General features: G+C 34.2%; 13 protein-coding genes. 7 read left to right on the top strand and 6 right to left on the bottom strand.

From position 1 onward, the window contains the following. Positions 1–133: 133 nt before the first annotated feature. On the bottom strand, positions 134–1,096 hold the full coding sequence (locus ABD692_RS00480) for an NADP-dependent oxidoreductase (RefSeq protein ID WP_344764083.1): 963 nt from the start codon (positions 1,094–1,096) through the stop codon (positions 134–136). An 871-nt stretch (positions 1,097–1,967) separates the two neighbouring features. Here ABD692_RS00480 and mobC point away from each other — a divergent pair. Beyond that, the gene (gene mobC / locus ABD692_RS00475) at positions 1,968–2,237 is read left to right on the top strand and encodes a plasmid mobilization relaxosome protein MobC (RefSeq protein WP_316758647.1); all 270 of its coding nucleotides are present in this window, start codon (positions 1,968–1,970) and stop codon (positions 2,235–2,237) included. A gap of 422 nt (positions 2,238–2,659) precedes the next feature. Here mobC and ABD692_RS00470 read toward each other — a convergent pair whose 3' ends face one another. Continuing rightward, positions 2,660–2,887, bottom strand: coding sequence for a hypothetical protein (locus ABD692_RS00470; RefSeq protein WP_316758650.1), 228 nt, complete (start codon positions 2,885–2,887; stop codon positions 2,660–2,662). Positions 2,888–3,346: 459 nt separating this feature from the next. Between ABD692_RS00470 and ABD692_RS00465 the strand changes: the two genes are divergently transcribed. The 3 genes from ABD692_RS00465 to ABD692_RS00455 are packed head-to-tail and all read left to right on the top strand — an operon-like array spanning position 3,347 to position 5,137. Next, entirely contained in the window at positions 3,347–4,180 is an 834-nt protein-coding gene (locus ABD692_RS00465) for a PAS domain S-box protein (protein WP_316758652.1), read from the top strand. A gap of 48 nt (positions 4,181–4,228) precedes the next feature. Then, on the top strand, positions 4,229–4,591 hold the full coding sequence (locus ABD692_RS00460; RefSeq protein ID WP_316758654.1) for a response regulator transcription factor: 363 nt from the start codon (positions 4,229–4,231) through the stop codon (positions 4,589–4,591). An 18-nt stretch (positions 4,592–4,609) separates the two neighbouring features. After that, the gene (locus ABD692_RS00455) at positions 4,610–5,137 is read left to right on the top strand and encodes a DUF892 family protein (protein WP_316758656.1); all 528 of its coding nucleotides are present in this window, start codon (positions 4,610–4,612) and stop codon (positions 5,135–5,137) included. 752 nt (positions 5,138–5,889) lie between these two features. Here the strand turns inward: ABD692_RS00455 and ABD692_RS00450 are convergent. Continuing rightward, a complete protein-coding gene (locus ABD692_RS00450; RefSeq protein ID WP_344764078.1) occupies positions 5,890–7,197 on the bottom strand; it encodes a hypothetical protein in 1,308 nt (435 codons plus the stop codon). 700 nt (positions 7,198–7,897) lie between these two features. Between ABD692_RS00450 and ABD692_RS00445 the strand changes: the two genes are divergently transcribed. The 3 genes from ABD692_RS00445 to ABD692_RS00435 all read left to right on the top strand — a co-directional run bounded on the left by ABD692_RS00445 (position 7,898) and on the right by ABD692_RS00435 (position 10,645). Continuing rightward, entirely contained in the window at positions 7,898–8,182 is a 285-nt protein-coding gene (locus ABD692_RS00445; RefSeq protein WP_316758660.1) for a cupin domain-containing protein, read from the top strand. 89 nt (positions 8,183–8,271) lie between these two features. After that, the gene (locus ABD692_RS00440; RefSeq protein ID WP_344764077.1) at positions 8,272–9,387 is read left to right on the top strand and encodes a DegT/DnrJ/EryC1/StrS family aminotransferase; all 1,116 of its coding nucleotides are present in this window, start codon (positions 8,272–8,274) and stop codon (positions 9,385–9,387) included. Then, a complete protein-coding gene (locus ABD692_RS00435) occupies positions 9,377–10,645 on the top strand; it encodes a glycosyltransferase family 4 protein (RefSeq protein WP_344764075.1) in 1,269 nt (422 codons plus the stop codon). Before ABD692_RS00440 ends, ABD692_RS00435 begins: the two co-directional genes overlap by 11 nt. Before the next feature lie 19 nt (positions 10,646–10,664). On the opposite strand, the gene ABD692_RS00430 is transcribed toward ABD692_RS00435, so the two are convergent. From ABD692_RS00430 to ABD692_RS00420, 3 genes are all read right to left on the bottom strand, one after another. Beyond that, positions 10,665–11,402: a glycosyltransferase family 2 protein gene (locus tag ABD692_RS00430; protein WP_316758664.1), complete on the bottom strand. Its 738-nt coding sequence runs from the start codon at positions 11,400–11,402 to the stop codon at positions 10,665–10,667. A gap of 35 nt (positions 11,403–11,437) precedes the next feature. After that, positions 11,438–12,292, bottom strand: a complete 855-nt coding sequence (locus ABD692_RS00425; protein WP_316758665.1) for a beta-1,6-N-acetylglucosaminyltransferase — start codon at positions 12,290–12,292, stop codon at positions 11,438–11,440. A gap of 63 nt (positions 12,293–12,355) precedes the next feature. After that, entirely contained in the window at positions 12,356–13,999 is a 1,644-nt protein-coding gene (locus ABD692_RS00420) for a hypothetical protein (protein WP_316758667.1), read from the bottom strand. Between the last annotated feature and the right edge of the window lie 8 nt (positions 14,000–14,007).

Here is a 14,007-nt window from a genome sequence, read left to right as displayed (position 1 = left end):
AGACTACCGAAGAATATCTAATCTTGGAAGTTCTGGAGTTACGTTGTAAAATGCTTTAGGGACTGCTCAGGCAGCGCTGCATGGTTCCCGACCCGTAGCTCATCATTACTTGTTGAGCTTGTTCTTGTAAAAGCTAACCGGATTTACGGTTTTGTAACAGATCCCCAGCAATCTGGAGAACAATTTTTCCGCTGACGCTGTGGGATTCTATGGCTTTGTGGGCACTGACGATTTTATTTAATGGGTAAACGCTTTCTACTTTTACTTTTAAATCCTTTTTTTCCAGTAAAGTGGCAAAGAGCTGCAATTGTTCTTTGTCGGGGCGCATCATTGGCCAGATCAATTCGATGTTTTTTTCTTTAGCTAGTTTTATGGCAACAGGATCATCTTTTGTGGAGGAAGGTAAACAAACAATTTTTCCGCCTGGTTTAACAATGCTGATGGCACGATAAAGTATCTCGCCGCCCATGGTGGCTAATACCGCGTCTGGATCGGTAGCTATGTCTTCGAATTTCTGCTCTTTATAATTGATCACTTCATCCACGCCCAGTTCTTTGAGAAATGCTGCATTTTTTGCGGATGCGGTTCCGTAGACAAATGCACCACGGAGTTTAGCAAATTGCACAGCCAGGTGACCTACGCCTCCGGCAGCGGATTGTATTAATATTTTTTGCCCTTCTTTAAGCCCGAGCTGTTCATGGATGGCCTGATAAGCTGTAAGTCCAGCAAGTGATATCGCAGCTGCTTCGGTGAATGAAGTATTTGCCGGTTTTTTTACAATAGTTTCTGGGCTCGCGGCCACGTATTCAGAATAGCTGCCGTTTATACATCCAAAAACTTCGTCCCCGACTTTGAAATCCACTACATTACCGCCAGCGTATTCGATTTGCCCACTTACATCTTTCCCAAGAATAGCGGGTAATTTAAGGTCTTTGCAGGATGAATGTAATCCGGACCTGATTTTGGCATCCACTGGGTTTATCCCGGCCGCAATGACCTTAATCAATACCTGATCATCATTGGCAACAGGTTTTTCTATTTCACTAAGTTGTAATGCTTCTGGTTTACCAAATCTTTGTAAAAGGACTGCTTTCATTTAACAAATCTAAGTTATATAATTTTTCTTCCAATAGTGGTTTGTCAATACGGGGTGATTTTTGAATGATCAAACATCGGGATTTATCAGCACACCAGAATACTGCGGGTTATGGATCACTAAAATTCATTTCTATCTTTTATGGGCTCGGTATTAGTCCATATACTGGCAAATTCAGCCCAACTCAGTTCAAAAATTTTCTGTTTCTTGGTTCCTCAATAGGTTTGCCTCAATGGAATTCAGTTAGCTGGTTTTGCTGCTAGGTGGATACTGATCTATCGGTTTATCAAGGTTTTGCCTTAAAAGCGAGATGGTCTTCAAGATCTTTGACATTTGGGAATGAAACATTATTCTGCGAGGAGCGGAAAATCCTGCGAAGCTGAGATTATTTCAATATGGTGAAGCGCAGGGGCAGGTGAGGAGCCGGTCTGCATGGACCGATGTGAGTAATTCCGGATTACCTTTTTTTACGCATGGTTTGTGTGTGTTTTGGTTAGGTAGAGGGGGACTAAAGGCCCCTTTTTGTCTTGATTTGGTGCGTGATTCTTCGTTTCTTCTGAGGTTTTTTTTTCTTATGGGTAAGTATGGGAGCTATATATTAAGGAAGTGGTGTTGTTTTGTTTTTTTATTGGCAAGATGTCTTTTTGTCGGACGAAAAGAATCTTGCCTTTATCTCTTCGCGGGATCCGCTCAATATAAAGGGTGAAGGAAACTCGCAACTCGTTTCCTTTTTGAAGTCTAGTATAGTTTGCAGAAGTTGAATTAGGAGGGTATCAGATGAGATATAGGTGGGCCAACATTAGTTTCAGGCAAACGCATCAAAAAAATAGATGTCCGGTTTACCCAGGATGAGTTTGATCTGGTTCATGCTATGGAAAAAGCATCGGTGTTGAAAAAAGCGGATCTGATCCGTAAAAAACTGCTCTTTGAAGGACAAAGGATACTTCTGGACGCTAAATCGCTAATGGGTAATTTAGATTTGGTTGGTCTGGAGCTTTCAAGGGCCGGAAATAATATTAACCAGCTGGCCAGATATGCCAATATCTTAAACCGCGATGGGCGCTTTCAGCTGTTTTGGTTGACAGGCTTTTGCTGGAACTCTGCAAATACAATAAAATCAAGATGGATCTGGAGCGATTGATGAGAAAGCTTATCAGGTTGCTGACTAGCTAGCTGATCTGGTAGCTTGTCATTTTGATACTTGGCTACTTTTTGAGCTGGCCAATTGAATATCAGCGTAGCTGGTTCTTTTTGCTCTTCAGTTATCCAGTTAATTGATTGGTTATTTAGCTTGCTCACTAGGTTGCATGATTGGTGGCTATATTGTTTTTTAGATATTTAGTGCTGCTGCTCTTCGATGATTTAGCAGCCTGATCAGTTTCGAGCCTGATCTATACTTAACAAGTTTATTTGCTATTTCTATAATGCGGTATCTGATAAGCTCTACGAAGTTGTCCAGATATCAAAATCTCAAGCGATATGATTGTCAAGATACTCAGCTCATCGGCTAGCTTCGCTGCAGTCAGGTATAATACCGATAAGGTTGGCCGGGGCTTGGGTGAATTAATGGTGGCCAGAAACTTTTCCGCCTGAAGCTTGCAACTTTTCCATGTTATAAGTTCCCCCGGCACCTTTTATAAAATAAGGCCTTCCCCCGCGTAAAATTTCGTACCCGGTTTTGGTTTCACGGATTTCAACTTTGACTGGCTTTCCATGCTGCAAGGCCCAGACAGCATTCAGGTATAATAGAAATGTAACAGCGATGAGCAGAGATTTGGATATTTGGTTCATTTTGAAAAACTTAGCTTGTAATTTGCTAAGGCGCTTTCATAATTTCCCATTTTTTATGGATTTGTTACAAGCCATAACACTTAAATCTTCAACACCCAGAGTTTTATCCGCAATTCAGTTTCTCTTACTAGCAAACGCATAAGGATTAAATATTTGTCTGTAAGGTGCTATTGTTTTGATCCTTGAAGACAGATGCTTGCAGCGGCTCTGTATGCTGAAAGAAGAAGTTTTTTTTAAGAATTTTGATTATGGCTTAGGCTTCTTTGGGAGTGGGTTAAGTGGGTAACAAGTTCTATGTATAATGGCTTTATGCTCACATAACTGCCTAATGTGCATTCAAAAGTGACATTATCTATCTGTAGCTCATGAATTGAAAACAAATTAAGCAACATTTGTATTTAACCAATATAAATATCCAGTAGTCAGTTAAAGGAATTAGATTATGAATCACTACACAAGATGGTCAAGTTAAGTTCAAAGAAGGCCTTCGACCTGGAGTATTTTTTCGAGGTGGCACCAGATCTTTTGTGTATTGCCGGATTTGATGGATATTTTAAAAAGATAAATCCTGCAGTTGTAAAGGTGTTGGGATATTCAGAAGATGAACTTTTTGCCAGACCAATTAATGAATTTATCCATCCTGATGACAGGATAAGGACGGCAGAGAAAAGATCGGCATTGTTGGAAGGGCATTCACTTCTCAATTTTGAAAACAGATACCTGACCAAAAGCGGCGCTGTTGTATGGCTAACCTGGACGTCCGTTCCCATTAAAAAGGACAGTCTTGTGTTTGCAATTGCAAAGGACATCACTTTTCAAAGGCAATTACAGGAATATGATCGCATTTCATCGATTCTTGGAATGATAAATGATGACCATCATTCTCGATTCAGACAACAAAAAGATTCAGTTGATCGCACTTTTGCACTAGGGAAATCTGATGATGACAAAATACCATTAGAAGAGCCTTCACAATCTGACCAGTTGTGGCTGAACAGCTTTGAGCAAATCGTACGTAAAAACGCGGGAAAGGAAAATCTAAACCTAGAAGTAATCAGCGATGGGCTGGCACTCAGTCAGCGCCAGTTATTCAGGAGGGTTCATAGCATATTGGGTATTACACCAAATAAGCTTGTAAGGGTAATACGTTTGCAGCTGGCTTGGGAAGCCATTGCTTCAGGGAAATATCGTACAATCAAAGAGATTTCCAATATCGCAGGTTATAGGTCTAGAAACCATTTCAGCAGGCTCTTCTTTGAAGTTTACGGGATACCCGTCGCAGAACTACTTTAGAGTTAGGCTGAATTTATAATTGCAGTAATAAAAACAAAAGCAAAGAATATGGCGAAACGAATACTTGTAATTGATGATGATGAGGATATTCTTTCTATTTTGGACATCATTTTTGCCGAGGAAGGATATGATGTGGTTTTGCAGAATACAGGTACTGATACAGACCATATAAAACTTTTTAACCCCGATTTGATTTTATTAGATGTCAGGATTGCTGGTTATCATAAAACAGGCGATAAAATTTGTGAGGAAATCAGGGGCGAAGCAAGTATGGAGAAAATCCCCGTACTATTGGTTTCTGCTGAGTTTGATGTCCATGAACGTGCAAGCTCTTGCGGAGCTAATGGTTATATTAGTAAGCCCTTTGATATAAACAAACTTCTCGAAAAGGTAAAAGAATTTATAACTTAGCGGACCAATACGCTATTAATGTCCGAAAAACCTGATAAGTCCAAGTCATGGAAAAAAATCAATTTAGGTTCTGAGAAACTTAAGATTTTCTTCGTTAAGCACCTCAATCGCATCTACGGTGCCAAACTGCATCTTGTGTCAAGGTTACCAAGTTTAATTAAAGAGGTAGGATTCGACGATCTTAAGTCTGCCATTGAAGACACAGTCGGAGATGTTGAGAAACAGATTGCAAGAATGGAAGTTATCTATTCCCTTTTGGATGCTGAGGTATCAAAGGGCAGCATTCATGGCCTGACGGGTTTAATTCAAGATGCCTTCGAAGCAATTGAAGAACAGGCAGGAGAGCCTGAAATGCGTGATCTGTCTATTATATTCTACCTGCAGAATATAGAAAGTATAGAAATGGCATCTTTTCAGATATTACAAATGGCAGCCGTAAAATTAAAAAACAGACATATCAACCAGCTGCTCAAAGAAAATTATGAGGAAGCTAAAGCAGACCGTATTTTATTGCTACTGATCTCCTCAAAATATATTACAAATTAGTCAGAGTTTTCGTTTTCATAACAACCTTACATATAAATAGCCTGGCCTCTTAGTATCTAAAAATCATCAAATATAATTAGCCATCTTGGCTTTGTAATTATTTACACGAACATATATTTGTTTCATTTTAATATTTAACATTAAATTTTTAAGATGGATGTTCTGCACTAGAATATTTAATTAATAAATGCCAATTTAGCATTTGAAAGTAGATAAAACGATCTTTTGAATGTCGATGATTTACTGGGAAAAGTTCTGTAAAAAGCGTTAAAAATTACTCAGTACTTAATCGTTACCATAAAAATAAAGGTATTTTAAGTGTGTGTATGTATTATAAATAATGTTATGATTTTGCCATAATTGGGCATACCAATACATTTAACCGTTTCTCTCCAAGTTACCGAATTCTGTTAATCACTGAAATTCTGCAATTACCCTTTTTGGTTAACGGGGCATTAATATCTCGTTTTCTTCAAACGGATAACGATCCATACAAACAATACCAATATAATTTGAAACTCCAATGAACATCGCTTTGGATATTCAATCTTGCTATCTTATTATTTTCTTCGTTTTTAAGATTTGATTACAAAAAAAATGTCAAGCAAAAATCGTATTCATATTTTTTAGCTTGTGTGTCTAATATCTTATTACGAATTTTAAGCCATTAGATAAGTATAAAATTATCATAAATTTAAAAAGGGTTATGAATGCTAATTCATAACCCTTTTTAGAAATCTAAAGCTCTTCTTTTATAAAGCAGCGCCTATTCCTGAGAATAAAGAACCAAAGCTGTTTAGATCAATAATAGCGCTTGCTTGTGTTGTGTATTTATTGTTTTCTTCTTTAATTATTTTAGTATCACTCATGTTATTAATCATATTAGTAATTGTTTTTGTACTACTAAATAAATTAAATCCAAGGTTGTTGTAAAACTCAAGTGAACCCCCAGTGTTATACAAATCTAAAACTTGTCCTTCCCAATCTTTAGAAGTATTCATTTGGCCAACCGTGTTATTATATACTTTTGCATTCGCATAAGTCGATTTTCCTGGATACATATTTCTATCAAATGCTTGAAGTTCAAAACCTCCGTATTTTCTAGTATTAAAACAAATGTTATTATAAATTTCATTAGTAGCTGGAGATGTTCCTCTTGAATATAACCACATTCTTATAGCATTACCCTGGTAATTTGTACATTTATTATCATGAAATTTACCATTTCCTTGCATTGAAAATACACCGTTGTGGTTATTGTTCGAAGGATTTACATTATTTACAACGTTATGATGGATGTTGTAATCCTGAACATTAGTAAAAGTACATAAGCTACCAACATTTGTATTTTGAAAAGTGTTGTAAGCAATTTCAACATCTTTAAAGAAACCACTATCTTCTCCAGAATCTTTATTTAAGTTTCCGCCAAAAGTAATAGTTCCAGCATTGTCAAATAAACAGTTTAAAATTTTAAAGCCTTCGGTTCTTGTTGCAGCGGTACCATTGTATTTTAAATTACTATCGTTACCGCTGTCGCCAGATATCGTATAATCGTTAACGTTTTTAAAACTCATGTTTTTCAATGTTAACCCATTCATTTTACCATGTAAACTAATTGCTCTGTATCCAATATTATTAAAGCTGAAGCCGTAAGTAATTCCATCAGTATAATCTCCAGAAATTTGTAGATTACTAATGTTGTCTGTTAATAATGATTCTGAGATATTAACCTGGCCATTGTTTTTAATAGCAATAGGTTGATCAACAGTACCAGCAATATTAAGAACAGTAATTGTTTTGTAAGTTCCTGCTTTAACTTTTATTAGTTTAATTTTAGTTAAATCTAAAGATTTACCGTCAATTGTTAGGTTACCCGATCCTGTTCCAACTTCGTAAGATGGTACAACAGGTGTTGGTGTAGGAGTTGGGGTGGTAGTAGGTGGTGTAGTGCTAACTGGAGTCTCTGTAGTTAGATCAGCTATAGTCGTATTTTTCTTGCAAGCAGCGAACAAAATAACTAGCACAAAAAGGATGGATTGCATTTTCGAATTTCTTTTCATTAAATATTTTTAAATATAAGTGATAAATTGTTTGTTGCTTCTTAAACGACAATTTTAATCAATATTATATAGATTACGATATACCATTTTTATGTGTTTTTAGCATTAGAAACCCATTTTTGCGAAAAATATTCGATTAATATCCTCTGAGGCAACATTATTGATACATGACTGACCTATATTCGACTGGGTTGTATTATTTTTTATGACTATTTTATGACAAACAATCGGAGTGATTTGAAATTATCACCTAATAAGCTGATAACGTAGGTTTTGCTAATAGTTCGAACATTGTGGTTACAAGATTTGTATGATTAAAAATGCAGATCGAAAGAAAGTTGTTGTAAAAGTTAAAAAATATGCTTATTATGCATTATTTCAGTTTCGTTGACATTAAATAAGGATAGAAGAAGCCTAATTTAGAAAAGGTTTTTGAATTCATATTTATCGGCCAACTTTTATTGTAACCACGAATTACAAGTTCTCTCACTAAAGTTACCAAATCTTATTTTTCTTTTAAACTTAAAGTAGCTAAATTGCGTGCAATAATTTAAACCAAAACAAGTCTACATTTATATTAGTAATGATTGAAAGAATCGAGCATAATAGCGTCCTTTTGGCAATAATTATTAGAGCTAATTATAAGGAAGAGGGTATAGCATTCTTCACACCAGGAGACTTCTCCCAGCAACTTGGGTATATGAATAGAAGCAAGGGTTATGTTATCGAGCCACACGTACATAAAATTGTAGAAAGAAAAGTTACGCTTACTCAAGAAGTTCTGTACATTAAAACAGGAAAAGTTTTAATTAATTTCTATGATAATGATCAACAATATTTAGAGAATAGGATTTTAGAAAAAGGGGATGTAATATTATTAGCAAGTGGCGGACATGGATTCGAAATGCTTGATGATACGGAAATGATTGAAATAAAGCAAGGACCTTATATAGGCGACGAAGATAAAGTTAGATTTAAAGTATAATCTTGATATTTGCCTAAACATTAACAAGGATCTTTATAAACATTTGAAACCTTTGTTAATGCATTAATATATTAACGTAATTTACTCTCATGAATTTTATCCCCGTTAACGTTCCTCTTCTAGAAGGAAACGAATTAAAGTATTTAACAGAATGCATTACTACTGGCTGGATCAGTAGCGAAGGTCCATTCATTACAAAATTTGAAGATAAATTTTCCGAATATATTGGACAAAAACATGGTATAGCTGTTAGCAATGGTTCAGCTGCGCTAGATATTGCCATCAAAGCATTAAATATTGGAGCAGGCGACGAGGTTATAATGCCTAGTTTTACTATTATTTCTCCAGCACAATCTGTTGTTACCGCTGGCGCTATCCCAATTTTAGTCGATTGCGACCCTGTTACCTGGAATATGAATGTTTCAGAAATAGAATCTAAAATTACCAATAAAACGAAAGCGATCCTTATTGTTCATATTTATGGCTTACCAGTAGATTTAGACCCTATCGTCGATTTAGCTAAAAAGTATAACTTAAAAATTATAGAGGATGCAGCTGAAATGCACGGACAAACCTATAATGATAGAAAATGCGGCTCATTTGGAGATATTTCAATTTTCAGTTTTTATCCAAATAAACATATAACAACAGGCGAAGGAGGGATGATTTTAACTAATGATGATCAATTGGCTAAAAGATGTAAAAAGCTGAGAAATCTCTGCTTTGAACCTGATGGGCCTAGATTTATACACCATGAAATTGGTTGGAATTACAGAATGACAAACCTTCAGGCTGCATTAGGTTTAGCTCAATTAGAACAAATTGATTCGTTTTTAGTGAAAAAGAGAAAAATTGGTCAGTTTTATAACGAGAAACTACAGTTTTTAAAGGCTAAAGGTTTTCAATTACCAGAAGTTAGCACCCCATATGCTGAAAATATTTACTGGGTTTTTGGTTTAGTTGCGCCAAGCGAGCAAGAAAAAAATAGAATAATTGATATTTTAAGTCAAAATAAAATTGCAACCAGACCATTTTTTTGGTGCATGCATGAGCAACCTGTTTTTAAAAAAATGGGACTTTTTGCTGATGAAGAATATCCAAATTCAGAAAAAATTGCCAGAAATGGATTTTACCTACCATCAGGCTTAGGAGTAACAGAAGAAGAATTGCTAAGAGTAGTAGATGTGATCGAGCATGCATATTAATAAATTAAAAGTTGGTGTTTTATTAGAAAACTACAAAAAAGAAGAGGGCGGAGCTCATTCTTATTATAACACTTTAGTAGAAGGAATTGCAGATTATAAATTCGATGAAAACTTAGAATTTGTTTTTATAACTATTGGTAAATCAATAGATTCATCTGCTCCTGAAAAAAGCTTTCTTTTTGATATCGAAAAAATTATGAAGAGGAAACATATGTTTTTCTACTTCCTTGAAAAAATATCTAGATTAAAAGGAATAAACTATTTCCCTTTATCAATTAAAATACAAGATTCTTATTGCTTAAGGTTTAATAAAGAAATTAAGAAGAAACTTGCTGAAAATGAGATTGATTTAATCTACTCATTAACACCATATTATAACGATTTAAACTACCCAACTGTAGTAACACATTGGGATATTGGCCACAAGAGTACATTCTCATTTCCAGAAGTAATGTATAACGATGGGTATGAATTTAGAGAGCTTTTTTATCAAAAGTATCTTCAAAAATCTTTCGCAATAATGTGCGAATCGGAAGCGGGTAAAAAAGAACTTTGCGCTTACAAAAATATCAATCCAAATAAAGTATTTATTGTATCTATGTTTGCTGGTAACATGGTTAATTTAAAGTTAAACGAGGTTGAAGAGCAAAAAATTCTTGAAAAATTTGAAATAAAAAAATCTCAGTTTTTTCTATATCCTGCGCAATTTTGGGCTCATAAAAATCACTACAATTTGATTTTAGCTTTCGAAGAATTTGCTAGAAAACATACTGAAGTTAAGCTTCTTTTACCAGGAAGTGATAAAGGAAATTTATCTTATATTAAAGATTTAGTTAAGAAGTTGGGAATAGAAAGCAAAGTTATTTTTGGAGGTTTTGTTTCCAATGAAGAGCTTAACGTATTTTATAAAAATGCAATTTCGCTGGTTATGCCAACTTTATTGGGGCCAACTAACATGCCACTCTTAGAAGCTAATGCATTAAGCTGCCCAGTAATATGTACCGATTTTCCTGGCCACAGAGAAAGTCTAGGCGATAGTGCAATTTATATTAATCCTTTGCAAAAGGAAAGCATTTTAAATGCCTTAGAAGAGATGTATGCTGGCAAGAAATTTGAAAATACCAAAGCTAGAAATTCACTTGAAAATTCTTTAATTCAGATTAATAAAATATTTAGCAATCTTATATCTATTAGAAAAACTTTTCCTGTAGATTTTAAAGTATTAAATACGCTGATTAGTCTTTGGGCTTTTTCGTAGATTTCTTTTAAGAAAAACCTTATCGAAAAAAATAATCTTTTGTTTTAGCAATTACCAACTTGGTATAGAAATAAGGTAGCATTAATGGATTTTCCTTGAATAAATGCTGCTTTATAGTTTGATGCAAATGATATCCTGTATCTGCAACAGCAGTTTTATTTAATCCGTCTGAGTGAAAAACCCCCAATAATTGATCAATTTTTATGATTTTAAAATCTTTGTAAACACGTAAAAGAAACCAAATGTCCATAGCGTAATGATCATCTATTGGGAAATGGCCTATTTTTTCTTGTATTTTTCTTTTGTAAAAATAGCTAACTGGATTGTTAGGGAAAACGTTTAACCAGTATTGTAAAATGTGCGTATACTTATTTGAAGGAATTCGCTTTACGCTTTCTTCATCCGTAAGAAATACCAAATCGCCAACAACCATGTCTGCACTTGGAACCTTTTTGAAGGCGTTAATTATACTTTCAAACGCTCCAGGACTAAATTCATCATCTGCATTGAGATAAACAATAATATCACCGCTACTCATATCAAATGCCTTGTTCATTGCATCCGATTGTCCTCTGTCTTTTTCAGAAACGTAAATGATATCTTTGTGCTTTTTTATAATTTCAACAGAATCATCTGTCGAACCACCATCTGAAATTATATGCTCATAATTTGTATAGCTTTGTTTCAAAACGCTATCAATCGCTCTTTGTAAGTATTTGCCTGAATTATATGAAGGAGTTAATACACTTATTTTCATTTAATAATAGTTATGATTTTTAAGTCTGTTAAAGTTTAGGAAATAAGTTCGGAATCTACCTTATCAAGGATTATTTCGTCGAACTCTACATCAAATTTTCTGGCAAAATGCATTGGCGAAGATTTTAGCTTTGAATAATCTTCTATTCCAAGAAGCTTTGGGTGAGCATTTCCTTCTGACCAATCAATATAACGTAAATTGTTATTATTAGTTTTATTTTTAAATTCTGAATTCATAACTAATGTTGCAATAATAAACTCATCTGTTCCCCAGCAATATTTTAAGAAATTGTTTAACTTCTTATTTTTAGTTATTACTTCAGCTACGTGCTGAGCACATTCGGCACTTAAAGTCCACCATGAAGAATCGCTTCCGCCGTATAATTCTAAATTTTCAGGAAATTTCCTTTTTGGTAAAATTTTGTTAATTATTCTTTGAAAAAAATATTTGCTCTTAAAATTTATATCGGTGAAGTGGTATTTCTCATAGCGTTCTGGAGCGGCTGCCCACCAGTCAGACTTGCTACTTGCAAAGTTTATGAAATTCTGTCCTGGTCGTTCTTTAAAGAAACTATGAATATCGCTAATCGAACTTATCGGGTAATCTTGTGCACTTAGTAAATTAATAAAACCGTAATCCTTATTTAAAGCAGTTATCTCATTTATAGAATTTATTATTCCCTGAGTAAAACTCCAGCCACCCCAGTTGCATTTAATTCTATTATTTATAAAATAAACTTGATCTAATTTTTCCAAGAAAAGAAAATCATCAATTGAAATTTTCTTATCCAAATGGATATAAAAATCAAAATCTTTATGTTGCAGACTTTTTATTAACCTAGCCAATTGAGCTGGGTTTTTATGAGTCATAACGATATGTGCAATGCGCATATTATAGGGGTGAAGAATGCAATAAATGTACTGAACTATTTGGTGTGTTAAAAATACACTATTTTATCGTTTTTTTGGTTTAAATTCCAATAAATAAACAGCAATATCTTTAGTAACATATTTTTTTAAAGGTTTATGAGTTTTAAGGAATTCTTTTAATAAATGATCTGTTGGACTTAGATTTTTAGTATAATACCAATCTGGAGTATCAATTTTATCGCCAATATCTGTTAAGAATTTGGTGTTATATACAAGCCAAACCCGCCTATGTTTAGAAATTTCGCTAAAATCGTTATGTAAATTGTGGTAGTACTCTTCGTAGTTTTTTGAACTATATCTTTGGTCTGTTCCTTCAGTAGCCTTAAAATTATACTTATACATATTGTTATATAACCTAAATCCAGGTAAGTTGTTCCAGTAAACATATACAGCATCATCTTTACTATAATTTTTGTTTATATAAGATAATGCTTCTCTTTGAGATGATGTTTTATGAAGGTAAAAATTCTCAGCAGTTATGAAACTTCCGATAGAACCGAACACTGGCCCGATGATTAACAATACAAAAATTAAGTTTGATAGTACTTTAGACTTGAATTTAAAGCTGAGGTATTCAAAACCAATTCCCAAAATTATTATAAAAACTGGTGCTATAAATACCCAAAATCTTTCAGTAAGTGGATATAACTCCAATCCTGAAGCTAAAAAAGTTAAGGCGATTGGTATTAGTAAGATTAAAGATGTTTCGGCGCTCTTTTTCTTAATTGTAATGCAAAAACCAATAATCAATAGCAACATTGGCAATAAAGGCATCTTAAAAATCATGTTTAAGCCTTGATATTTTGTTACAGCACCAAAATTCCACAATAAGCCAAGCGGATAATCGAGCATTCGGTAAAAATTCATCGCAAACCATTTCAGACCTCCTATAGATTTAGGAGGAAAAGGCATAAAATTATCATATGCTCTAAACCAGTAAACAATCCATTGAGATTCAGCGTGCTTGTGTGTAAAAAGGAGATAATTGATAGCGAAACTAGTTAACCATATAGAAAATGGTATTAGAGATATAAAGAAGACACTCCAGTTTTTCTTCAATAAGTGATATATACTTACACCAATTCCAATACCACCAAGTATAAATACAGAAGCATAAGAAAACCATAAAATAATACCTCCAGTTATGCCCCAAAAGATTAAGCTGTTTATATATTTTTCGTCTTTAAACTTGATGAACAAGAAAAGCGACAACATTGTACCTAAAAGCTCGGTAGAATATTGCTTTACTTCTACGCTGTGGTAAACTAATGCAGGTGAAAAGCAAAATATTGTAAAAGCTAGTAGAGCAGCTTGATTTTTAAGGAAATATCTTGATACTGGAATAAATATTAGCATTGATAGAATACCTGAAATTAAAGGGAAAATTCTAAGAAAGATTTCCTTATTTCCAAATTGATAAACGAAAAACTTAACTGCCAATAGAAAACCAATCGGTGCTTTTTGCTGGTAGTAAAGTGGTGAAGATACAAGCTCATTGGCGCTCATTTTCACCAGACTGGTAGACAAATAAACCTCGTCCATCCATAAAGAACGATTGTAGATTAAGTGAAATAATCTAATTGTGACACCAGCAACAAAGATCGCAAAGAATATTGCTGTATTTGAGCCGTTTGACTGAATTTTACTTTTACTGCTTGATGAGTACATTATTTAAA

It is taken from the genome of Pedobacter ginsengiterrae (genome assembly GCF_039537385.1).
Classification (GTDB): domain Bacteria; phylum Bacteroidota; class Bacteroidia; order Sphingobacteriales; family Sphingobacteriaceae; genus Pedobacter; species Pedobacter ginsengiterrae.
The sequence above is the reverse complement of the archived record's forward strand: the minus strand, read 5'-3'. Positions and strand labels throughout refer to the sequence as shown.